At 70.5% G+C, this 23,837-nt stretch carries 16 protein-coding genes; 11 read left to right on the top strand and 5 right to left on the bottom strand.

Going from position 1 to position 23,837, the window contains the following annotated elements:
- The first annotated feature begins 34 nt into the window (after positions 1-34).
- The 3 genes from AB0G20_RS22365 to hflX all read left to right on the top strand — a co-directional run bounded on the left by AB0G20_RS22365 (position 35) and on the right by hflX (position 5,489).
- Entirely contained in the window at positions 35-2,209 is a 2,175-nt protein-coding gene (locus AB0G20_RS22365) for an HD domain-containing protein (protein ID WP_361305159.1), read from the top strand.
- Between the two features lie 130 nt (positions 2,210-2,339).
- Positions 2,340-3,869 carry a M1 family metallopeptidase gene (locus tag AB0G20_RS22370; protein ID WP_361305161.1) on the top strand — a complete coding sequence of 510 codons (1,530 nt, stop codon included), beginning with the start codon at positions 2,340-2,342 and terminating at the stop codon, positions 3,867-3,869.
- A 126-nt stretch (positions 3,870-3,995) separates the two neighbouring features.
- The gene (gene hflX / locus AB0G20_RS22375) at positions 3,996-5,489 is read left to right on the top strand and encodes a GTPase HflX (protein WP_361305163.1); all 1,494 of its coding nucleotides are present in this window, start codon (positions 3,996-3,998) and stop codon (positions 5,487-5,489) included.
- Between the two features lie 81 nt (positions 5,490-5,570).
- Here hflX and AB0G20_RS22380 read toward each other — a convergent pair whose 3' ends face one another.
- Positions 5,571-6,773: a hypothetical protein gene (locus tag AB0G20_RS22380; protein ID WP_361305165.1), complete on the bottom strand. Its 1,203-nt coding sequence runs from the start codon at positions 6,771-6,773 to the stop codon at positions 5,571-5,573.
- Between the two features lie 273 nt (positions 6,774-7,046).
- Positions 7,047-8,270: a hypothetical protein gene (locus AB0G20_RS22385; RefSeq protein WP_361305167.1), complete on the bottom strand. Its 1,224-nt coding sequence runs from the start codon at positions 8,268-8,270 to the stop codon at positions 7,047-7,049.
- Between the two features lie 345 nt (positions 8,271-8,615).
- Between AB0G20_RS22385 and AB0G20_RS22390 the strand changes: the two genes are divergently transcribed.
- From AB0G20_RS22390 to AB0G20_RS22405, 4 genes are all read left to right on the top strand, one after another.
- A complete protein-coding gene (locus AB0G20_RS22390; RefSeq protein WP_361305826.1) occupies positions 8,616-10,088 on the top strand; it encodes an aminotransferase class III-fold pyridoxal phosphate-dependent enzyme in 1,473 nt (490 codons plus the stop codon).
- Positions 10,089-10,492: 404 nt separating this feature from the next.
- Complete coding sequence (locus AB0G20_RS22395) at positions 10,493-12,322, top strand: IucA/IucC family protein (protein WP_361305828.1); 1,830 nt, start codon at positions 10,493-10,495, stop codon at positions 12,320-12,322.
- A gap of 417 nt (positions 12,323-12,739) precedes the next feature.
- Positions 12,740-13,513, top strand: coding sequence for a GNAT family N-acetyltransferase (locus AB0G20_RS22400; protein WP_361305830.1), 774 nt, complete (start codon positions 12,740-12,742; stop codon positions 13,511-13,513).
- Between the two features lie 216 nt (positions 13,514-13,729).
- Positions 13,730-15,706 (top strand): ATP-dependent DNA helicase, encoded by a 1,977-nt coding sequence (locus AB0G20_RS22405; RefSeq protein ID WP_361305169.1) that lies wholly within the window; start codon positions 13,730-13,732, stop codon positions 15,704-15,706.
- 184 nt (positions 15,707-15,890) lie between these two features.
- On the opposite strand, the gene lexA is transcribed toward AB0G20_RS22405, so the two are convergent.
- The gene (gene lexA / locus AB0G20_RS22410) at positions 15,891-16,670 is read right to left on the bottom strand and encodes a transcriptional repressor LexA (protein ID WP_062929459.1); all 780 of its coding nucleotides are present in this window, start codon (positions 16,668-16,670) and stop codon (positions 15,891-15,893) included.
- A 621-nt stretch (positions 16,671-17,291) separates the two neighbouring features.
- Between lexA and nrdR the strand changes: the two genes are divergently transcribed.
- Positions 17,292-17,855 (top strand): transcriptional regulator NrdR, encoded by a 564-nt coding sequence (nrdR, locus tag AB0G20_RS22415; protein ID WP_361305172.1) that lies wholly within the window; start codon positions 17,292-17,294, stop codon positions 17,853-17,855.
- A 162-nt stretch (positions 17,856-18,017) separates the two neighbouring features.
- Positions 18,018-20,909 (top strand): vitamin B12-dependent ribonucleotide reductase, encoded by a 2,892-nt coding sequence (locus AB0G20_RS22420; RefSeq protein WP_361305174.1) that lies wholly within the window; start codon positions 18,018-18,020, stop codon positions 20,907-20,909.
- An 84-nt stretch (positions 20,910-20,993) separates the two neighbouring features.
- On the opposite strand, the gene AB0G20_RS22425 is transcribed toward AB0G20_RS22420, so the two are convergent.
- Together AB0G20_RS22425 and AB0G20_RS22430 are read right to left on the bottom strand one after the other, a co-directional pair.
- Positions 20,994-21,410 (bottom strand): nuclear transport factor 2 family protein, encoded by a 417-nt coding sequence (locus tag AB0G20_RS22425; protein WP_361305176.1) that lies wholly within the window; start codon positions 21,408-21,410, stop codon positions 20,994-20,996.
- A gap of 278 nt (positions 21,411-21,688) precedes the next feature.
- Entirely contained in the window at positions 21,689-22,222 is a 534-nt protein-coding gene (locus AB0G20_RS22430; RefSeq protein ID WP_361305178.1) for a TerD family protein, read from the bottom strand.
- 155 nt (positions 22,223-22,377) lie between these two features.
- Between AB0G20_RS22430 and AB0G20_RS22435 the strand changes: the two genes are divergently transcribed.
- Together AB0G20_RS22435 and AB0G20_RS22440 are read left to right on the top strand one after the other, a co-directional pair.
- The gene (locus AB0G20_RS22435; RefSeq protein WP_361305180.1) at positions 22,378-22,983 is read left to right on the top strand and encodes a YdbC family protein; all 606 of its coding nucleotides are present in this window, start codon (positions 22,378-22,380) and stop codon (positions 22,981-22,983) included.
- A gap of 194 nt (positions 22,984-23,177) precedes the next feature.
- The gene (locus AB0G20_RS22440) at positions 23,178-23,837 is read left to right on the top strand and encodes a histidine phosphatase family protein (protein ID WP_361305182.1); all 660 of its coding nucleotides are present in this window, start codon (positions 23,178-23,180) and stop codon (positions 23,835-23,837) included.

The raw sequence follows: 23,837 nt of genomic DNA on the forward strand, positions 1-23,837 counted from the left end.
CCCCGTCCGCCGGTTGACGCAGCCGGAGGTGCCCATGAGTGCGGAGGCCACGAATTCCGTGACCCCAGGCCCGATGCCGGGCGCGGTGTCAGGACCGGTGACGCCGACAGCCCCCCGCAGAAAGGCCCGCCCCCGGATCGACCTGCGCCGCCTCGGCCGCGCGGCCCTGCTCGGCCCCGCCGCCCGTGGCCGGCTGCCCGACGCCATCAGCCATGTCGTCGAGGCCCACCGCGCCCACCACCCCGAAGCGGACCTCGAACCCCTGCGCCACGCCTACGTGCTGGCCGAGTCCTCGCACCGCGGCCAGATGCGCAAGAGCGGCGAGCCGTACATCACGCACCCGCTCGCCGTGACCCTGATCCTCGCCGAACTCGGCGCCGAGACCACGACGTTGACGGCATCCCTGCTGCACGACACGGTCGAGGACACGGACGTGACACTCGACCAGGTCCGCGACCAGTTCGGCGAGGAGGTCCGCTACCTCGTCGACGGCGTCACCAAACTCGAGAAGGTCGACTACGGCGCTGCCGCCGAACCCGAGACCTTCCGCAAGATGCTCGTCGCCACCGGCAACGACGTCCGCGTCATGTCGATCAAGCTCGCCGACCGGCTGCACAACATGCGCACCCTCGGCGTCATGCGCCCCGAGAAGCAGGAGCGCATCGCCAAGGTGACACGTGACGTGCTCATCCCGCTCGCCGAACGGCTCGGCGTCCAGGCGCTCAAGACCGAACTGGAAGACCTGGTCTTCGCGATCCTGCGTCCCGAGGAGTACGCGCAGACCAGGGAGTTGATCGTCCGCAACGCGGCTCGCACGGACGACCCGCTCGCCGAGGTCGCCGACGAGGTGCGCGGTGTGCTCCGCGAGGCGGACATCCCGGCCGAAGTCCTCATCCGGCCTCGCCACTTCGTCTCGGTGCACCGCGTCTCCCGCAAACGCGGCCGGCTCCGCGGCTCCGACTTCGGCCGCGTCCTGGTCCTGGTGAACGAGGACGCCGACTGTTACGGCGTCCTGGGTGAACTGCACACCTGTATGAAGCCGGTGGTCTCGGAGTTCAAGGACTTCATCGCCGTACCGAAGTTCAACCTGTACCAGTCGCTGCACACCGCCGTGGCGCGTGAGGACGGCCAGGTCGTCGAGGTCCTCATCCGCACGCACCAGATGCACAAGGTCGCCGAGGCCGGTGTCGTCGCCCTCGGAAACCCCTACGCACCGGCCCCCGACGACCCGGCCGACGGCGAGCGCGTCGACCCCACCCGCCCCGGCTGGCTCTCCCGGCTCCTCGACTGGCAGGAGGCGGCACCCGACCCCGACCACTTCTGGTCGACCCTGCGCGAGGACCTCGCCCAGGACCGTGAGATCACCGTCTTCCGGCCCGACGGCGGCACGCTCGGCCTGCCCGAGGGAGCGACCTGCGTGGACGCCGCGTACGCGCAGTACGGCGAGGACGCGCACGCCTGTATCGGCGCCCGGGTGAACGGCCGCCTGGCGACGCTGAGCACCGTCCTGAAGGACGGCGACACCGTCCAGCTCCTCATGGGCCAGGACGCGGTGTCGGAGCCCTCCCGGGAATGGCTGGAGCACGCCCACACGCCCGCGGCCCGGATCGCCATCCAGCGGTGGCTGGCCGCCCACCCGGTCCAGGCGGAGTCCCAGCAGAGCGAGGCCCGGATCGCCGAGGACCGGACAGCCCTCCGGCCCGCCGACGTACACGAGCCGGAGGCGGCCTCCGGCCAGCCCGCCGACCGCTCCGCCACCGGCACCGTCCTCGCCGACCTGCCCGGCGCGACCGTCCGGCTCGCCCGCTGCTGTACGCCCGTACCGCCGGACGACATCACCGGCTTCGCCGTGCGCGGGGGAGCGGTCACGGTGCACCGGGTGGAGTGTGCCGCGGTGGCGCGTATGAAGGACGGGGGGCGCGCGGAGGTGGGCGTGCGCTGGGGGGAGGCCGCCGAGTGCCGGGTCACCCTGGTCGCCGAATCGTTCGTCCGTCCCCATCTGCTGGCCGACCTCACCGAGGCCATGGCCTCCGAGGGCGCCGAGATCGTCTCGGCGACCGTCGAGCCCCCGACCCAGCAGCAGGTGCGGCACACCTACACCGTGCAGCTCCCGGACGCCGGCCACCTGCCCGCCCTGATGCGCGCGATGCGCAATGTGGCCGGGGTGTACGACGTCAGCCGGGCGCAACCGCAGCCCCAGGGCGGCTGAACCGGCCCGGGCGTCCGGACGGCCTCGCGGGCGGCGGGGACGGCACCCGGCGCAGGCCCCGGTCCCCGGTTCGGGTGGGACGGAAGCGCGCCGTCCCCGCCGCTCGCCCGCGCGCTGATAGCCGTGGGGCATGCTCCTGACCCCCCACAGCCAGGCCACCACCCCCACCCGTCGGCCCTGGACCGCCGCCGCCCTGCTCACCTCGGCGATCTCCGTCTGCCTCGTCGCCGCGAGCGCCCCCGTCGTCCCGCTCGGCGTAGGCGACCGGCTCTTCCCGCACCTCGGCAACCCCGGCTACGACGTGGCGTCGTACGACCTCTCCTTCACCTATCCGGGCAGCAACAGCGAGCCGCTGCGGGCCGTCACCACCATCGACGCCTGGACGACAGCCGACCTGGACCGCGTCAACCTGGACTTCGCCCACGGCACGGTCGAGTCGGTCGAGGTCGACGGCGACCCCGCGGAGTTCCGCACCGCCGGCGAGGACCTGGTGATCACGCCGGAGGACGCGGTCTCGGACGGCAACTGGATGCGGATCACCGTGCGGCACACCAGTGATCCCGTGCCCGTCGAGGGCCGCGACGGCGGCTGGGTGCGCACTGCGGACGGCCTCGCCATGGCCAACCAGGCCGACGCCGCGCACCTGGTGTTCCCGTGCAACGACCACCCCTCCGACAAGGCGATGTTCACCATCCGGGTCACCGCTCCCGACGGTCACACGGCCGTCGCCAACGGGCTGCCCGCCGGCGTGGACAAGTCCGGCGGGTCCACGACCTGGACCTACCGCACCCAGCACCCCATGGCCACCGAGCTCACCCAGGTCTCCATCGGCCGCTCCACGGTGCTGCACCGCACCGGCCCGCACGGGCTGCCCGTACGGGATGTCGTCCCGACCGAGCACCGCAAGGCGCTCGAACCCTGGCTGGAGAAGACCCCCGGCCAGATCGCCTGGATGGAGAGCAAGGTCGGCCGCTACCCCTTCGAGACGTACGGCCTGCTCATGGCCGACGCCTCCACCGGCTTCGAACTGGAGACCCAGACCCTCTCCCTCTTCGAGCGGGAGCTCTTCACCGAGCCCGTCCACCCCGAGTGGTACGTCGAGTCGATCATGGTCCACGAGCTGGCCCACCAGTGGTTCGGCGACAGCGTCAGCCCCCGCACCTGGTCCGACCTGTGGCTCAACGAGGGGCACGCCACCTGGTACGAGGCGCTGTACGCCGAGGAACAGGCCGACAAGCCGATGCGTGACCGGATGAAGGCCGCCTACGGCGCCTCGGACCGCTGGCGCGCCGCCGGCGGACCACCCGCCGCCCCCAAGGCGCCCGACGCCGGCCGCAAGACCGGCATCTTCCGGCCCAACGTGTACGACGGCTCCGCGCTCGTCCTGTACGCCCTGCGCCAGGAGATCGGCCGCCCGGCGTTCGAACGCCTGGAACGCGCCTGGGTCGTCCGCCACCAGGACGACACGGCCACGACGGAGGACTTCGTCCGGCTCGCCGCCGAGATCTCCGGGCGCGACCTGGACGGCTTCTTCCGGGGCTGGCTCTACGGCGAGAAGACCCCGCCGATGCCGGGGCACCCGGACTGGAAGCCGGAGGCGCCGGCGAAGCCGCAGGCCCCGGCGAAGCAGGTCCGGCCGGCGAGGACGCCCGCCCGATAACACGATGACGAGACGCCCCGTGCCGTGCGACCATCTTCAGGTCGGCGCGGCACGGAGCGCCGGGAATCTCCCGGGCCGCCCGTGCGTTGCAGACAGTGAACGGCTTCCCACCTACGTAAGGATCCAATGACCTCCTCTTCTTCCTTTTCCCAGGACACCCAGCGCTTCGCGCACAGCCACCCCGAGGGTCTTCGGGCCGATGCCCTGATGGAAGAGGACGTCGCCTGGAGCCACGAGATCGACGGAGAGCGGGACGGCGACCAGTTCGACCGCTCCGACCGCGCGGCCCTGCGCCGTGTGGTGGGCCTCTCCACCGAGCTCGAGGACGTCACCGAGGTCGAGTACCGCCAGCTCCGCCTGGAGCGGGTCGTCCTCGTCGGCGTCTGGACGTCGGGAACCGTGCAGGACGCGGAGAACTCCCTCGCGGAGCTCGCCGCCCTCGCCGAGACGGCCGGCGCGATGGTGCTCGACGGTGTCACGCAGCGCCGCGACAAGCCCGACGCGGCCACGTACATCGGCTCCGGCAAGGCCCAGGAGCTGCGCGACATCGTCGTCGAGACGGGCGCGGACACCGTCATCTGCGACGGTGAGCTCAGCCCGGGCCAGCTGATCCACCTCGAGGACGTCGTCAAGGTCAAGGTCATCGACCGGACGGCGCTCATCCTGGACATCTTCGCCCAGCACGCCAAGTCCCGAGAGGGCAAGGCACAGGTCGCGCTCGCGCAGATGCAGTACATGCTGCCGCGACTGCGCGGCTGGGGTCAGTCGCTGTCCCGGCAGATGGGCGGCGGCAAGGGCGGCGGCCTTGCCACCCGTGGTCCCGGTGAGACCAAGATCGAGACGGACCGGCGCCGGATCCGCGAGAAGATGGCGAAGATGCGCCGGGAGATCGCGGAGATGAAGACCGGCCGCGAGATCAAGCGCCAGGAGCGCAAGCGTCACAAGGTGCCGTCCGTGGCCATCGCGGGCTACACCAACGCCGGCAAGTCCTCGCTGCTCAACCGCCTCACGGGCGCGGGCGTGCTGGTCGAGAACGCCCTGTTCGCGACCCTCGACCCGACCGTGCGCCGGGCCGAGACCCCGAGCGGACGGCTGTACACGCTGGCCGACACGGTCGGCTTCGTGCGCCACCTGCCCCACCACCTGGTCGAGGCGTTCCGCTCCACGATGGAGGAGGTCGGCGAGTCCGACCTGATCCTGCACGTGGTGGACGGTTCGCACCCGTTCCCGGAGGAGCAGCTGGCCGCCGTGCGCGAGGTGGTCCGGGACGTCGGCGCCACCGACGTACCCGAGATCGTCGTGATCAACAAGGCCGACGCGGCCGACCCGCTGACGCTCCAGCGGCTGCTGCGCGTCGAGAAGCGGTCCATCGCCGTCTCGGCCCGCACCGGCCTCGGCATCGAGGAGCTGCTCGCGCTCATCGACAACGAGCTGCCGCGCCCGTCGGTCGAGATCGAGGCGCTCGTGCCGTACACGCACGGCAAGCTGGTCGCCCGCGCCCACGACGAGGGCGAGGTGATCTCCGAGGAACACACCCCGGAGGGCACCCTGCTCAAGGTGCGGGTGCACGAGGAACTGGCGGCGGAACTCACGCCGTACGTTCCGGCGCCGGCGCTCTGAGCCCGGCCTGAGCGCGCGGCTCGTCCGAACGCGAGAAGGCCCGTCCCCTGTCACAGGGAGCGGGCCTTCAGCATGTGCGGGTCACCGGCCGCCGTACGTCTTGCTCATGTTCTGGTAGAGCGCCTCGGCGTCGCGGCCCAGCTGCGGACCGGCCAGCCAGGTGTTGTCGGCCGGGCCGATCGAGGTGTTGGAGACCAGCACCGACTTGCCGTTCAGGACCCGGAACCAGCCGCCACCGGAGGAACCGCCGGTCATGGAGCAGCCGATGCGGTACATCGTCGGCAGGGTCGGGGCGAGGGAGAACCGGCCGGGGATGTCGACGCACTTGAACATCTTCAGGCCGTTGTAGGGCGGCGCGGCCGGGTAGCCCCAGGCGCCCATCTTGGCGGCCTCGGCTGCGGACGGGGCGGAGAAGTCCACGTCCAGCGCGGCGCCGACCGTCTCCTCCAGGGACTTGGCGCCCTGCTCCGGCTTCACGTGCAGCACGGCGTAGTCGTACGCGGCTCCGTCACCGCCGGTCTCCGAACCGCCCTGGATCCACTGGTTCGAGGTCGAGGCCCAGTTCGCCCACCAGTTGCCGTACGGGGCGGTCTCGCTCGGGTTCGCGTTGCCGAGCTCCGCCTCGGACTTGCCGAGGTCGTTGTAGGCGGGGACGAAGACGATGTTGCGGTACCAGCCGCCGTTGCCGCCGGCGTGCACGCAGTGGCCCGCCGTCCACACCAGGTTGGACTTGCCCGGGTGGTTGACGTCCTTGACGACCGTGCCCGAGCAGACGGCCGGGCCGTCGGGGGAGTCGAAGAAGACCTTGCCGACCGGCGCCGCGTTGCGGTGGTACGGCGTCTTCTCGGCCTGGGCCCGGACGGGTGCCGGATCCGGGTCGCTGACGCCCTGGCCGGCCGACGCGTCCTTCGTCGTGACCGTCTTGTCGGCCTCCTCGGCGGACTGCATCCGCTCCGGCTTCCAGAGGCCCTCGATCACCGGGTTGACGAAGTCCTTGGCGTCACTGAGCCACTTGTCCTTGTCCCAGTCCTTCCAGCCGCCGTCCTTCCAGCGGTCGACGTCGATCCCGTGCTCCTTGAGCTTGCCCGCGAGATCGGCCGGGATCTTGACCTTGCCGTCACCGTTCGCGGCGGCCTGGGAGCTGGTGGCGTCGGGCTTGTCGCTCGCCGAGTCCGCCGAACCGTCACAGGCGGTCGCGGTGAGCGCCAGGGCGGCGACGAGCCCGGCTGCGGCGAGGACGGTGTGCCGCCCGCGCCTGGGTGCGGGCGTACGTGTGGAACGCATGGTGCGATGACCCCCGTTGGTGCTCATGAATGTGGTGCTGGTGTTGCGTGCGCATGTCATGGGCGCGGTGTTGTCCCCGCGCGACACCCCACTATGCCCGGGGAGTTGGGGGCGTACCGGGGTGGGGCGGTGAAGGTTTCCGAGAGCCCCCAGGCCGGATCTCATGAGTCCCGGGGGCTCTTGTGCGCAGGGCGCTCGGGGTTCTCCGGGCACCCCGGGTGCCCGGAGTGCCCCGGGTGCGCCGCCCCGCCGACGGCGCGGTTCAGCCGGCCGTCACCGACCGGCGAACTTCTTGCTGACCGAGTCGTACACGCCCTTGGCCACATCACCCAGGCGCGGTCCGGCCAGCCAGCCCGACGTCACCGGGCCGATCGAGGTGTTGGACACCAGCGCCGGCTTGCCGTCCGCACTGGTGGCCACCCAGCCGCCGCCGGACGAACCGCCGGTCATGGTGCAGCCGATGCGGTACATCGTGGGATCCGACGCGGTGACCGACAGCCGCCCGGGCCGGTCCTGGCACCGGTACAGCTTCTGCCCGTCGTAGGGCGGTGCGGCCGGGTAGCCGATCGCCGTGACGCTCTTCACCTGCGGCACCGCGGGCGCCTTGAAGTCGACCGGCAGCGCCGAACCGACCATCTCCTCCAGCGACTTGCCGCCGCTGCCCTTCTCCGGCGTCACATGGATGACAGCGAAGTCGTACGGCGCGCCGTCGCCACCCGTCGAACCGCCCTGCTCGATCCACTGGTCCGAGGTCTGCGCCCAGTCGCCCCACCAGACACCGTAGGGAGCGACATCCTCGCGGGTGGCGTTCTCCAACTCCGCCACCGGCTTGCCGTCGTCGTTGTACGACGGCACGAACGCGATGTTGCGGTACCAGCCGCCGTTCTTGCCCGCGTGCACGCAGTGGCCCGCCGTCCACACCAGGTTGGACTTGCCCGGGTGCGCCGGGTCCTTCACCACGGTCGCCGAGCAGACGGCCGACCCCTCGGGGGAGTCGAAGAACACCTTCCCGGCCGTCGGGGCGTTGGCGTGGTACGACGGCGGCACGGCCTGTGCCTGGACCGGCTCGGGCGTCGGGTCCGTCACACCCTGGTCACCGGAGAGGTCGCTGTCGTCGACGCCCTGGTCGGGCTCCTCGGCCTCCCTCATGCGGTCCGGGTTCCAGAGCCCCTCGATGATCGGGTTGACGTACTCGTTGGCCTCGCGCAGCCAGTCGTCCCGGTCCCAGTTCTTCCAGGCGCCGTTCTTCCACTTGTCGATGTCGATCCCGTGCTCGCGGAGGCGGTCCCTGATGTCGTCCGGGATCCTGAGCTTGCCGTCGTCGGAGGCGGTGGCCGACGCGGAGGCCTCACCGTCCGCCGTGGCGTCGCCCGACTCGCAGGCGGTGGCGGTCAGCGCGAGCGCCGAGGCGAGGGCCATGGCGGCCAGCACGGGGGAGTTCCTGCGGCGCGCCCTCCCTCCTCGGCCGGAACGGGACGACGGGCGTGTGGATCGCATGATCTGAATCCCCCTGATGCGGAACGAACGTGGACGAACCGGCGATTCGGCCCGATTCCCGCTGCCTCGCGGGGAGTTCGGGGCGACCTCACGGTGTCCGGGAACGGCACCACACACTATGCGGTGGCTGTGGGGGCGATCCGACGGGTCCGCAACAGTTCCGTCACGGAAAGGATCTTGAGGCAACCCGTAACCCGGTGAGTGGTCCGGGGTTGGTAGCGGTGGGGGGCCTGCTGTCTGTGCGCGGTCCTCTGTGCCCGTGCCCAGTGGGAGGTCAGGGAAGCCGTGGCGGAATCCACCCATGGGGGTTGTGCGTCGGAGGAGGCCGCTGTGGGGCGTACGCAGGTGACATCCCTCCCCGGCGGGGCCGTCGACGACACCGCCCCCGCCCCGCGCTCGGCGCACGAGGGAATCCTGCGCCGCCAAGCCGCACGCGAATCCGCCGCCCGGACCTACGCCCGTGCCCTGCCGATCGTGCCGGTGCGGGCCCGGGGACTGACCATCGAGGGCGCGGACGGCCGCCGCTACCTGGACTGCCTCTCCGGCGCCGGCACACTCGCCCTCGGCCACAACCACCCCGTCGTCCTGGAGGCCATCCGCAAGGTCCTGGACTCCGGGGCACCACTGAACGCCCTCGACCTGGCGACACCGGTCAAGGACGCCTTCCTCACCGAGCTGTTCCGCACCCTGCCGCCGGGCCTCGCCGAGCGGGCGCGGGTGCGCTTCTGCGGCCCGGCCGCCAGCGAAGCCGTCGAGACCGCCCACGCGCTGGTACGCGCGGCGACCGGACGGAGCGGTCTCCTGGCGTTCACCGGCGGCGGTCCGTTCACCGGCACGGGTCACGGAAGTGCCGACAGGGCCCTCTACGACACGTCCGCGGAAGCCCATGACACGCGGGTCGCCCGCCCGCCCTACCCGCAGGACCACCGCTTCCCCTTCGGTATCGGGGGCGAGCACGGTGCCGTCCTCGCCGCCCGCTGGACCGAGTCGCTCCTCGACGACCCCGGCTCCGGGGTGCCCCTGCCCGCCGGGGTGATCGTCGAGCCCGTCCAGGGCGAGGGCGAGGTGATGCCGGCACCGGACACCTGGCTGCGGCGCATGCGACAACTCACCGCCGACCGGTCCATTCCGCTGATCGCCGACGAGATCGAGACGGGCGTGGGCCGGACCGGCGCCTTCTGGGCAGTGGAGCACAGTGGCGTGACCCCCGACGTGATGGTCCTCTCCAAGGCCATCGGCGGCAGCCTGCCGCTGGCCGTCGTGGTCTACCGCGACGACCTCGACACCTGGGAACCCGGCACCCCCACCGACACCTTCCCCGGCAACCAGCTCGCCATGGCCGCCGGCACGGCGACCCTCGCCCACGTTCGCGAGAACGCCCTCGCCGAGCGCGCGGCGACCCTGGGGGCACGCCTGATGGGCCGGCTCCAGCCGCTGGCCTCTGAATTCGCCTGCGTGGGAGATGTGCGCGGGAGGGGGCTGATGATCGGGGTCGAGCTGGTGGATCCGGCGGGGGAGGGCGAGCCCGGTTGCTCGGGTACTTCCGGGGCTGCGGAGGGCGGCGTGGAAGCGTCGGTGATGCCGGGCAGCGGACGCCGACCCCTCCCCGCCGCCCCCGAACTGGCTGCCGCCGTCCAGCGGGAGTGCCTGCGGCGCGGCCTCATCGTCGGACTCGGCGGCCGTCACGGAAGCGTCGTGCAACTGCTTCCGCCCCTGACCATCACCGATGAACAAGCGGCCGCCGTACTCGACCGCTTGGCCGACGCGGTCCGGGCAGCGGCTCGGTGCCGTGGGGGTGGCACGGCAGCCGCACCCTGAACGTGGTGAGCCTCTACGGCGCGGGAGCCCGCGCCGTGCCCCCGCTCCAGGCCGCCTGCCTGCCGGGCTGCCGGCCAGGCCGCTGCCTGCCAGGTGCCCGGCCGCCAGGTGTCCGGCCGCCATGGGCCCGCACGCCGCCACACCCGCACGCCGCGGACTTCGCGCCCCACAGCCGGGCCGAGTGAAGCTTCTCGACCCGCAGCCCCCACCCGCATGATCCGGAACCACCCCATGAGGTATCTGCCGTGAACGCCACCCCCCACCCCGACGACCACGCACCGACGCCGGGACAAGGCTCCGCCGGCGCCCGGCCGCCGGGGACGTCGCCGAACCCGCGGGTCCCGCATCAGCGGCCGGCCGCGAACCCCGCCCAGGGCCTCAGCGAGAGCCATGGCACTGATCCTCTGGAGCATCCCGACCCGCACGCCGTCGCCCAGGCCGCCGCGGTGGAGAACCTGCTCCGCTGCTGGGCGCGCGAGACCAACCAGCCCGCCCCGGCCGACGGCGTCCTGCGCATCCCCCTGCCCGCCAGCGGCACGGCCCTCCTCGCCCCGGTCCGCTACTGGTCCCCGACGGGCTGGCACCGCTTCGGCCCTCCTCGTCTCGCAGGTGCACCCGAATACGCCGCACCGGCCGACGCCGTCACGATCGCCGCCCTGCTCACCCGGGAGACCTCCGCAAACGGCTCCGGCATCAGCAGGGCCCACGACTCCTTCCCCACCGGCATCCCCAGCACCGTCGGCGCTGGTTTCAGCGACGGCGTCGCGCTCGTCGCGGGAGTTGCCGACTCCCTCCGACGCGTCGCCGGATTCCTCACCGCCCGCAGGGAACGCCCGGCCGACGACTCCGACCTCTTCCTGTCCGCGGAACAGGCACTCGTCCTCGGACACCCCCTGCACCCCACCCCGAAGAGCCGCGAGAGTCTTTCCGAGACCGAAGCGCTGCTGTACTCGCCCGAGTTGCGCGGCTCCTTCCCTCTGCACTGGATGGCAGTCGCCCCCTCCGTCCTCGCCACCGACTCCTCCTGGACCGAACGCGGCCGCCCTGTCGCCGCACCCCGGCTCACGGCCCGCCTGGCCGGGAGCGCACCGGCGATGCCGGACGGGTACGCCCTCCTGCCCCTGCACCCCTGGCAGGCACACCAGGTCCGTCACCGTCCGGAGACCGCCGCCCTGCTGGACACCGGACTGCTCCGTGACCTCGGCACCCACGGCCCTCCTTGGCACCCCACCTCCTCCCTGCGAACCGTCTACCGCACCCATGCCCCGGCGATGCTCAAGCTCTCGCTGGGCCTGCGCATCACCAACTCCCGCCGCGAGAACCTCCGCAAGGAACTCCACCGTGGCGTCGAGGTCCACCGACTGCTCCGCAGCGGCCTCGCACAGCAGTGGCAGGCTGCGCATCCAAGCTTCGACATCGTCCGGGACCCCGCCTGGCTCGCCGTCGACACCTCCGACGGTGCCCCGTTGCCCGGACTGGACGTGGTGATCCGCCACAATCCGTTCAGCCCCTCGGACGATGTCTCCTGTGTCGCCGGCCTCCTCTCGCCGCGCCCGTGCTTCCCGACCCCGCTGGAAGGCGTTCCCGGGTGCGCGGAGAAGCACGGCCCGGCCCTGCGGTCCCGGCTGGCCGAGCTCGTCACCCGTCTCGCCCGCCGCACCGGCCGACCCCGCGGAGCGGTAGCCGCCGAGTGGTTCCTGCGCTACCTCGCGCACGTGGTGCGTCCCGTCCTCTGGCTGGACGGTGAGGCCGGTATCGCCCTGGAAGCGCACCAGCAGAACACCCTGCTGCTACTGGACTCCGACGGCTGGCCCACGGGCGGCCGCTACCGCGACAACCAGGGCTACTACTTCCGCGAGTCCCGGCGCCCGGACCTCGACGCCCGGTTGCCCGGCATCGGAGAAGGGAGCGACACGTTCGTCTGCGACGAGGTCACCGACGAGCGGCTCCTCTACTACCTGGTGATCAACAACGTGCTCGGCCTCGTCGGCGCGTTCGGCTCCCAGGGGCTGGCCGACGAGCGGCTGCTGCTCGCCGCCTTCCGCCGCTTCCTCAAGGACGTCGCCTCCGGTCCGGCCCGGCTGCGCACCTCGCTGCCCGCGCGGCTGCTCGACTCACCCGTCCTGCGCTGCAAGGCCAACCTGCTGACCCGGCTGCACGGCCTCGACGAACTCGTCGGCCCGGTCGACACGCAGTCCGTCTACGTCACCATCGCCAACCCCCTCCATTCCTGACCACCCCGAATCGACCCCGTCCACCGCTGGCCTACCTCCTTCATCCCTGAGGACATGCCCCATCCCCTTTTCTGAGAGGAGCGTTCGGTGCCTCCCGCCGACCCGATCGCCGAGACCGGCATCGCCCTCCCTGTCATGGCCGACGTGGCCATTGGCGCCGGGTCCCGAGCCGACTCCGGTGCCCGGCCGGGTGTCGACTCCGACGAGGGGTCCGGTGCCCGCCCCGGTGCCGAGCCGGGCGTCTGCGCCGGTGACTTCGTCGGTAGTGAGTCGGGCCCCTTCGCCGGTGCCGATTCGGGCTTCTGCGGGGGAGGCTTCGCCGGCGGTGAGACCGATGCCCACACCGGCGACCGCACCGGAGCCGACACCTTCGGCGGCGTCGGCTCCCTACCCGGAACAGAGGCGCATCCCGGCGCGATGTCCGGCGAGCGCCCCCGAGCGGGCGGGCACAGCGAGGACACCCTGGACCTGCGGCTCCCGGACGGGCTCATCGCCCTCGCCACGGCTGACGCACTCGACGGTCACGGAGCCCGGAGGCGGGACGAGGACACTACGCAGTCCTCCGTCTCCGTCGCCGCGACAGTAGAGCCGTCCCGACCCTTCGTCGTCCCCCGCCATGACGACCTCCTCGACCGCGTCGCCGAATGGGGCCCGGCCGACACGCCCGCAGGCGTCTTCCGCCTTGTCCCCGTACGCCTCGAACGCGACCTGCCGCTCATCAGCCGCTGGATGAACGACCCCGCCGCCGCGGCCTTCTGGGAGCTTTCCGGACCGCAGGACGTGACGGAGGGCCACCTGCGCGCTCAGCTCGCCGGTGACGGGCGCAGCGTGCCGTGCATCGGCGTGCTGGACGGAGCGCCGATGAGCTACTGGGAGATCTACCGGGCGGATCTGGACCCGCTGGCCCGTCACTACCCCGCCCGGCCTCATGACACGGGGATCCACCTCCTGGTAGGTGGAGTCGCCGACCGGGGGCATGGCCTCGGGGGTCTGCTGCTCCGGGCCGTGGCCGATCTCGTTCTCGCGCAGCGGCCCTCCTGCGCACGCGTCATCGCGGAACCCGACATTCGCAACACCCCCTCCATCGCCGCATTCCTGACCGCCGGCTTCCGGTTCTCCGCCGAGGTCGACCTGCCCGCCAAGCGGGCCGCCCTCATGGTCCGAGACCGGGCCGTCCGGCACCTGGCGTAGCACTGTGTCACCGCGCCGTCACTCATTGAACGCGGCCCGTGCCGCAGCAGTTCCCGCCTGCCGCGCGAGTTTCGAGCAGTTCCGCCACGACCTCACTCAGGCAGCCGGCCGGCCCACCCACCGCCCCACCCCCGAGGAGCCCACGGTCTTGATCCCACCCCCCGCCCCCGCCTTGATCACCCGTTTGTCAGTGCAGGGTCGTAGGGTGGTCGCGCTATGACGAAGCCCTCACTCCCCGAACTCCTGCATGCTGCCGTCACTGCCGTCGGCGGTACGGAGCGCCCCGGTCAGGTGGCCATGGCCGAAGCCGTCGAGGAAGCGATCGACGACGGCTCCCACCTGCTGGTCCAGGCCGGCACCGGCACCGGCAAGTCGCTGGGCTACCTGGTGCCCGCGCTCGCGCACGGGGAACGGGTGGTCGTCGCGACCGCCACCCTGGCCCTCCAGCGCCAGCTGGTGGAGCGCGACCTGCCGAGAACGGTCGAGTCGCTGCACCCCCTGCTGCGCCGCCGCCCGGAGTTCGCGATGCTCAAGGGCCGGTCGAACTACCTGTGCCTGCACCGACTGCACGAGGGGGTCCCGCAGGACGAGGAAGAGGGCCTCTTCGACCAGTTCGAGGCCGCCGCACCCACGAGCAAGCTGGGCCAGGACCTGCTGCGGGTGCGCGACTGGTCCGACGAGACCGAGACCGGCGACCGTGACGACCTCACGCCCGGTATCTCGGACCGTGCCTGGGCCCAGGTGTCGGTGTCGTCGAGGGAGTGCCTGGGCGCCTCGAAGTGCGCGTACGGGGCCGAGTGCTTCGCCGAGATGGCCCGCGAGCGGGCCAAGCTCGCCGAGGTCGTCGTCACCAACCACGCGCTGCTCGCGATCGACGCCATCGAAGGTGCTCCGGTTCTCCCGCAGCACGAGGTGCTGATCGTCGACGAGGCGCACGAACTGGTCTCCCGGGTCACCGGAGTCGCGACAGGCGAGCTCACCCCCGGACAGGTCAACCGCGCGGTGCGCCGCGCCGCGAAGCTCGTCAACGAGAAGGCCGCGGACCAGCTGCAGACCGCCGCCGAGGGTTTCGAACGGCTGATGGAGCTGGCGCTTCCGGGTCGTCTCGAGGAGATTCCCGAAGACCTCGGGTATGCCCTCATGGCGCTGCGCGACGCGTGCCGCACGGTCATCTCCGCGATCGGCACGACCCGCGACAAGTCCGTCCAGGACGAGGACGCCGTCCGCAAGCAGGCCCTCGCCTCCGTGGAGAACGTGCACGACGTGGCGGAGCGCATCACGAACGGCTCCGAGTGGGACGTGGTCTGGTACGAGCGCCACGACCGCTTCGGTGCTTCCCTGCGTGTCGCCCCCATGTCCGTCTCCGGACTGCTGCGCGAAAAGCTCTTCGCGGACCGCTCCGTGGTCCTGACGTCCGCGACGCTGAAGCTGGGCGGCGACTTCAACGGCGTGGGCGCCTCCCTGGGCCTAGCCCCCGAGGGCACCGAGGGCGACGACGTCCCGAAGTGGAAGGGCATCGACGTCGGCTCGCCCTTCGACTACCGCAAGCAGGGCATCCTGTACGTCGCCAAGCACCTGGCACGCCCCGCCCGGGACGGTGACCGCGCGGACATGCTCGACGAGCTCACGGAGCTGATCCAGGCGGCGGGCGGCCGCACCCTGGGCCTGTTCTCCTCGATGCGCGGGGCCCAGCTGGCCGCCGAGGAGCTGCGGTCCCGGATCCCCGAGTTCCCGATCCTCCTCCAGGGCGAGGAGACGCTCGGCGAGCTCATCAAGAACTTCGCGGCCGACCCGAAGACCTGCCTCTTCGGCACTCTGTCGCTCTGGCAGGGCGTGGACGTCCCGGGACCGAGCTGTCAGCTGGTCGTCATGGACAAGATCCCGTTCCCGCGCCCGGACGACCCGCTGATGAGCGCTCGCCAGAAGGCCGTCGAGGATGCGGGCGGCAACGGCTTCATGGCGGTCGCCGCCACTCACGCCGCGCTCCTCATGGCCCAGGGCGCGGGCCGTCTCGTACGGGCATCGGGTGACCGCGGTGTGGTCGCCGTCCTCGACCAGCGGCTGGCGACGGCCCGGTACGGGGGCTACCTGAAGGCGTCACTGCCCGATTTCTGGTTCACGACGGACCGTAACCAGGTGCGGAAGTCGCTCGCGGCGATCGACGCGTTGGCCCAGCAGACGGAAGACGGATGAGCTGCGGGGGGTTGGCCTGCGGCGGCTGAGCCACCGCAGGCCAACCCCACCCGCACGAGCTGTTGAGCCCCCGACAGGCCCGACCATCGCCCCCGGACAGCGCAGGGCCCCGGAACCGGCGCAGGGGTCCCGGGGCCCGGTCAGAGGGCGGGCCCGCTGGGCCCACCTGACGCGGTGCGCGCTGTCAGACGCGCCGCAGTACGGCCACCACCTTGCCGAGGATGGTCGCGTCGTCGCCGGGGATCGGCTCGTAGGCGGCGTTGTGAGGCAGCAGCCAGACATGGCCGTCCTCGCGCTTGAAGCGCTTGACGGTGGCTTCGCCGTCGAGCATCGCGGCCACGATGTCGCCGTTCTCCGCGACCGGCTGACGGCGCACCGTCACCCAGTCGCCGTCGCAGATCGCGGCCTCGATCATCGAGTCACCGACGACCTTCAGGACGAACAGCTCACCGTCGCCGACGAGCTGGCGGGGAAGAGGAAAGACGTCCTCGACGGACTCCTCGGCGAGGATCGGGCCACCGGCGGCGATCCGGCCGACCAGTGGCACGTACGACGCGGCCGGCTTGCCCGCGGTGTCCGTGGGCTGCACCGAGGCGGCCTGGTCGGAACCGCGTACCTCGTAGGCGCGCGGGCGGTGCGGGTCGCGGCGCAGGAAGCCCTTGCGCTCCAGTGCCATCAGCTGGTGTGCCACGGAAGAGGTGCTGGAGAGGCCGACGGCCTGACCGATCTCCCGCATCGACGGTGGGTAGCCCCGCCGCTGCACGGAGTCCCTGATGACCTCGATCACGCGGCGCTGGCGATCGGTGAGTCCGGAGCTGTCCGCCCGGATGCCGGGAGGTCGGCCCGGCAGGGAGCGCTTGTGCCCCTCAGGGTTCGTGGCTTCGTTCATCGCATGCACCGGCTCCAGTCGGCCCTGGGAGTGGTCCTGGGCAGCGATGGCGGCACTGTCTGCGGTGGTGGTCACGTCGGCCCCTCTCGATGGTCTCCCTGCTGGACAACGGTAGTTGCTTTCGAAAGGTTGCGCCAAACACACGTTCGAGTGAAAAATCGCGAATCACCGGACGCGATCATGTGTCCGGGTGTATTGGCGGCCGCGCCACCTGGCGGGCAAAAGGGTCCATTGCTGTACTCTTCACCGCCGGGGTGATCACCTCGTGGACTGGTGCCCCAGTCTGCCATCCGGCATTCCCCTGCCCCGGGACCAGCCCTCATCTGTGCGGGAGTCCCACGTCCCCTCCTCGCGGCGCCCACGGTATCTCCGCATGTGCCGCGGCGATACGGCTGTGCAGGAACGGATGCGGCCGTGTCCGGGCGAAGCCGTCGGACGGGGTGCCTCCGGGGGTGTGCGGGGCTGGTGTGGTTCGGCCTGTCGCACGTCACCTGCGCCTCCGCGCGCGACACGCGGTAACGGTGTCGATGTATGAGCCAATCCCCACATCTAGTGGTTGGATTGCGGCAGCAGCCCAGAAGTTGTGGTCCCCCGGGTCTCGAGGCCCATGGTCATCGCCTATGCTTGGGGCTGCTTCGTGGGGCGCAAGAGGCCCGGCGAGGCTATTGAGTCTGCTGTGAGGAGGGTTGGGAGTTCATGCACTGCCCCTTCTGCAGGCACCCCGACAGTCGTGTCGTCGACAGTCGTACGACCGACGACGGCACATCGATCCGCAGGCGCCGCCAGTGCCCTGACTGCTCCCGTCGTTTCACGACCGTGGAGACGTGCTCGCTCATGGTGGTGAAGCGGTCCGGAGTCACCGAGCCCTTCAGCCGTACGAAGATCATCAATGGAGTGCGCAAGGCGTGCCAGGGACGGCCCGTCACCGAGGACGCGCTCGCCCAGCTCGGCCAGCGGGTCGAGGAGGCGGTGCGGGCCACCGGAAGCGCCGAGCTGACCACCCACGACGTGGGGCTGGCCATACTCGGCCCGTTGCAGGAACTCGACCTCGTCGCCTACCTGCGATTCGCCTCCGTCTACCGGGCGTTCGACTCGCTCGACGACTTCGAGGCGGCCATCGAGGAGCTCAGGGCGCAGACGGGACACCCCGACGCGGACGACGGAGACCGCGAGGACGCGGCTGCGGGGAGCCAGGAAGACCACCGCGGGCCCGGAGGGACGGAACAACACGTCCCCGAGCCCGCAGGCGCCGCCGACTGACCGGCGGGCCGGACCCGGAAGGCAGGTCCGGGCCCGGCCGGGCGGCGGCGAAGAAGACCTGTTGCGGGCGATGTGAGTGGGTGCCCGCAACACCAGACAGAACACTGTGCCACGGGAACAACGGGGCACTTCAGGGCGTTTTCGCCCGTACAGGGAGGCGGCATGACAGAGACGGCGAGCGGTCCGGCACGGAGTTCCCGCGCTAAGAGCGCCAAGGCGAGCAAGGGCCTGCGTATCGAGCGCATCCACACCACCCCTGGGGTCCACCCCTATGACGAGGTGGCCTGGGAGCGCCGTGACGTCGTCATGACCAACTGGCGCGACGGCTCGGTCAACTTCGAGCAGCGCGGCGTGGAGTTCCCCGACTTCTGGTCGGTGAACGCGGTCAACATCGTCACCAGCAAGTACTTCCGCGGTGCCGTGGGCACTCCGCAGCGCGAGACCAGCCTCAAGCAGCTGATCGACCGCATCGTGAAGACGTACCGGCAGGCCGGGGAGGACCACAAGTACTTCGCCTCGCCCGCCGACGCCGAGATCTTCGAGCACGAGCTGGCGTACGCCCTCCTGCACCAGATCTTCAGCTTCAACAGCCCTGTCTGGTTCAACGTCGGCACCAAGCAGCCCCAGCAGGTCTCCGCCTGCTTCATCCTGTCCGTCGACGACTCCATGGAGTCGATCCTCGACTGGTACAAGGAAGAGGGCATGATCTTCAAGGGCGGCTCCGGCGCCGGCCTGAACCTCTCCCGGATCCGCTCCTCCAAGGAGCTGCTGTCCTCCGGCGGCAACGCCTCCGGCCCGGTCTCCTTCATGCGTGGCGCCGACGCCTCCGCAGGAACGATCAAGTCCGGTGGCGCCACCCGCCGCGCCGCCAAGATGGTCGTCCTCGATGTGGACCACCCGGACATCGAGGACTTCATCGAGACCAAGGTCAAGGAAGAAGAGAAGATCCGCGTCCTGCGCGACGCGGGCTACGACATGGACCTGGGCGGCGACGACATCACGTCCGTCCAGTACCAGAACGCCAACAACTCGGTCCGTGTCAACGACGAGTTCATGAAGGCGGTCGACCAGGGCGGCCAGTTCGGGCTGCGCGGCCGGATGACCGGCGAGGTCATCGAGGAGGTCGACGCCAAGGCACTCTTCCGCAAGATCGCCGAGGCCGCCTGGGCCTGCGCCGACCCCGGCATCCAGTACGACGACACCATCAACACCTGGCACACCTGCCCCGAGTCCGGCCGGATCACCGCGTCGAACCCGTGCAGCGAGTACATGCACCTGGACAACACGTCCTGCAACCTGGCCTCGCTGAACCTGATGAAGTTCCTGAAGGACGACGGCAAGGGCAACCAGTCCTTCGAGGCCGAGCGCTTCCAGAAGGTCGTCGAGCTGGTCATCACCGCGATGGACATCTCGATCTGCTTCGCGGACTTCCCGACCCAGAAGATCGGCGAGAACACGCGCGCGTTCCGCCAGCTCGGCATCGGCTACGCCAACCTCGGCGCCCTGCTGATGGCCACCGGCCACGCCTACGACTCGGACGGCGGCCGCTCCCTCGCCGGCGCCATCACCTCCCTGATGACCGGCACGGCCTACCGCCGCTCCGCCGAACTCGCCTCGGTGGTCGGCCCGTACGACGGCTACGCCCGCAACGCCGACGCCCACAAGCGCGTCATGAAGCAGCACTCCGACGCCAACGACAGGGCCGTCCGGATGGACGACCTGGACACCCCGGTGTGGGCCGCCGCCAGCGAGTCGTGGCAGGACGTGCTGCGCCTCGGTGAGAAGAACGGTTTCCGTAACTCCCAGGCGTCCGTGCTCGCCCCGACCGGCACCATCGGCCTGGCGATGTCCTGCGACACCACCGGTGTCGAGCCCGACCTCGCGCTGGTGAAGTTCAAGAAGCTGGTCGGCGGCGGCTCGATGCAGATCGTCAACGGCACCGTCCCGCAGGCCCTGCGTCGCCTCGGCTACCTGGAAGAGCAGATCGAGGCGATCGTCGCCCACATCGCCGAGAACGGCAATGTGATCGACGCCCCCGGCCTCAAGCCCGAGCACTACGAGGTGTTCGACTGCGCCATGGGCGAGCGGGCCATCTCCCCGATGGGCCACGTCCGCATGATGGCCGCGATCCAGCCGTGGATCTCCGGCGCCATCTCCAAGACGGTCAACATGCCGGAGACGGCGACCGTCGAGGAGGTCGAGGAGATCTACTTCGAGGCCTGGAAGCTCGGCGTCAAGGCCCTCGCGATCTACCGCGACAACTGCAAGGTCGGCCAGCCGCTCTCCGCCAAGACCAAGGAGAAGGAGAAGGCGGAGATCACCGAGAAGGTCGAAGAGACCATCCGTACCGCGGTCGAGAAGGTCGTCGAGTACCGCCCGGTCCGCAAGCGCCTGCCGAAGGGACGTCCCGGCATCACCACGTCCTTCACCGTCGGCGGCGCCGAGGGCTACATGACGGCCAACTCCTACCCGGACGACGGTCTCGGTGAGGTCTTCCTGAAGATGTCCAAGCAGGGCTCGACCCTCGCGGGCATGATGGACGCCTTCTCGATCGCCGTGTCCGTCGGCCTCCAGTACGGAGTGCCGCTGGAGACGTACGTCTCGAAGTTCACGAACATGCGCTTCGAGCCGGCCGGTATGACGGACGACCCGGACGTGCGGATGGCGCAGTCGATCGTCGACTACATCTTCCGCCGCCTGGCGCTGGACTTCCTGCCCTTCGAGACGCGCTCCGCGCTCGGCATCCACTCCGCCGAGGAGCGTCAGCGTCACCTCGAGACCGGTTCGTACGAGCCGAACGAGGACGAGGTCGACGTCGAGGGCCTGGCCCAGTCGGCGCCGCGCGCCCAGGAGCTGAAGGCCATTTCCGCTCCGCAGGCCGAGGAGGCGGCCAAGCCCGCCCCGCAGCAGGCCCACACCAGTGCCGAACTGGTGGAGATGCAGTTGGGCATCCAGGCCGACGCCCCGCTGTGCTTCTCCTGCGGTACGAAGATGCAGCGTGCCGGTTCCTGCTACATCTGCGAGGGCTGCGGCTCGACCAGCGGCTGCAGCTGAATGTGAGCGCCTTTCAGGCGTGAAGTGACGGCCAGAGATGGGGAGTCGGCGAAATGTCGGCTTCCCACTCGGCTGTCGTGGCTATCAACGCTTCGTGTCGCCCGGTGCCCCAAGTGTTCTTGCTATGAGGTCGGTATCGCAGTACTCGGTCAGTGCTTGCAGTTTTCCGTCTTCGATCTGGCAAACCCAGCAGTAAGTGTTGTGATAGGGCTTCCCGTCCGTGGTTGTGGCGCGACCTCTGCACTCCACGACGACGCAATCGCCGGCGGCGATGAAACGCTGTGGGGTGTTCGTGTATGTGTCCGCGAACTGGGCGAGCAGCGGCCGAAACAGCTCGCTGAGGACGGTCTGTTTACCCTCGTAGGTCCCAGACCAGCTCGTCGTACCGATGATCGTCCAGCGGAAGTCGTCGGCGAGACTCTCGGCGAGAGGCCGACCGTCCCCTTCCGCCAGCCCGGCGAAGATGCGCTGCATCAGTCGCATGTTCTCGGTCTCGCTCATGGATCCTCCGTCACCTCATGAAGGTCTGGCCTGCCATTCAATAGGCCGGAGTGCCGTCGCGGGTGACCTTTCTTGCAAGAGGGCTGGCACGGCGGGAGCGACGGCGCAGGTACCTGGCCGGTCGGGATCGACCGGCCAGGGCCGAGGAATAGCGCACACCAGGAACAAGTGCTCTGCGCCAGTACGACGAACGCCTGAGCCGATGACGGAGGGGCACCGCCCGCGGGCGGTGCCCCTCCTGTCGTCACAGGCCGCGGCCGGCGGCCTGTGGATGAGGTTCATGGCCGGTGGGCCGCACCCATCGTCCTGGTGAAGTCGACGGGGTCGCCCTCGAAACCACGGAGTCCGGAGCGGAAGCCCCACGGGCCGGAGCCGTCCCGGGCGAACTCCGCAACCGTCGCCGCCGTCGCACCCAGGACACCGCCGAAGTCGTCCTCCGTCAGGACGGTGTACCCCTCGCGGATACGCAGTCCGGGGTTGCCGACACTGACGAAGGTGCGCTCCGCCGGGCGCTGCTGGATGACGACACCGACCACCACGCGCGCGTACCGGACGTCGAGCCGGTCGAGTTCCAGCGTCATGACTTCGTCGTAGCCGAAGCCCTGGCCGTCCTTGCTGTCCCGGTTGAGAGTGATCGTGCCGTCGGGGGAGCGGCTGTCGAAGTGCACGACGTACGCGGGGTCGCCGTGCGGATCGTCCGCCAGATAGGTCGCCGCGACCAGGTCCAGATCCGTGGTCGGCTGCCCCGCCGGACTGGGATCCCACCGCACCGCGATCTCGACCTTGCGAAGCCCCTTGTTGAGCCCGTCCACCAGAGTCCCCTTCCCCGTGCCGACCCGTCCGCTGGCCCCAACTGCCGGGCGCTCATGACTGTTTGTCCATCCTGCCACGCGCGCGGGTGCGTGCGTGGGGGAGCGGTCCAGCCGAGAGTGACCGACGCCACGCTCCGTGGCCTTACCATGGCGCGGTGCTGGTCAAGTGGATTCGCTGCACCGTGGTGGACCGCCGCGGTTTCGAGCGGGGGCAGCGGAAGTGGGCGGGGCTTCTGGGGGAGCCGGGGTTTCGCGGGCAGGGGGGTGGCTGGAGCCGGGGGCGGCCGGGCGTGGCGCACATCTTCGCGTTCTGGGAGAGCCGCGCCTTCTACGACTCCTTCATGGCACGGTCCCACGACCGGCTCGCGTCGGCCCAGGCCGGCACGTTCAAGGACGCCCAGGTCAGACTCTTCGACTACCGCTTCGACGTGAAGACCGGCTTCGAGCCGCGCTTCACGGACGCCGACCTGCTCCGGGTGGCGCTCTGCCGCATCCACGAGGAGCGGGCCGAGCACTTCGTGCTGATGCAGGAGAAGGTCTGGAACCCGGCGATGGCGGGCTCGCCCGGCATGGTGCGCGGGTTGTTCGGCGAGGCACCCGGGAGCGAGTTCCTGGTGCTGTCGATGTGGCGCTCGGCCGCCGAGCACGGCAAGTACCGCACCGAACGCGTGGAGCGGCTCGCCCTGAGGGCCCAGACAGAGGCGGACGTGGCGGCACTCACCGGGGACGTCGTGGACATGGAGTCGAGCTGGACTGTCTGATTCCGCGTGGCGTCGATGGGTGCTCCGGATGCTGCGCGCGGGCTGATTTGACTTCCGGTGGGACCGGACGGAGCGGTTCCGGTGCCGGACAAGCGTGCGACCGAAGTGACCTGTGGTGCAGGAATCGTGTGACCTACGCCGTATGGGTGCGGTGTGGGTGCTCCAGGAGCCCTCACCCGATCTAGGGTCTTGGCATGGCACGACCACGGCGCATCGTCCTTGTCCGGCACGGCGAGTCAACGGGCAATGTTGATGACTCCGTCTACGAGCGTGAACCCGACCATGCCCTGGCACTGACCGAGCGCGGTCGCCGGCAGGCGGAGGCGACGGGCGAGCAGCTGCGCGAGCTCTTCGGCGACGAGCGCGTCAGCGTGTACGTCTCCCCGTACCGCCGAACGCACGAGACTTTGCGCGCGTTCCACCTCGACTCCGGACTCATACGGGTGCGCGAGGAACCCCGGCTGCGCGAGCAGGACTGGGGCAACTGGCAGGACCGGGACGAGGTCCGCCTCCAGAAGGCCTACCGGGACGCGTACGGCCACTTCTTCTACCGTTTCGTCCAGGGCGAGTCCGGTGCCGACGTCTATGACCGGGTCGGCGGCTTCCTGGAGAGCCTGTTCCGCAGCTTCGAGGACCCCGACCACCCGCCGAACGTGCTCATCGTCACCCATGGCCTGGCCATGCGGCTGTTCTGCATGCGGTGGTTCCACTGGACGGTCGCGGAGTTCGAGTCGCTGTCGAACCCGGGGAACGGCGAGGTGCGGATGCTCGTTCTGGGGGACGACGGCAAGTACACGCTTGACCGGCCGTTCGACCGCTGGCGAGATCCCGAGCCCTACGGGATCACCGGATAG

Source organism: Streptomyces sp. NPDC024017, assembly GCF_040638895.1.
In the GTDB taxonomy this organism is placed as follows: Bacteria; Actinomycetota; Actinomycetes; order Streptomycetales; family Streptomycetaceae; genus Streptomyces.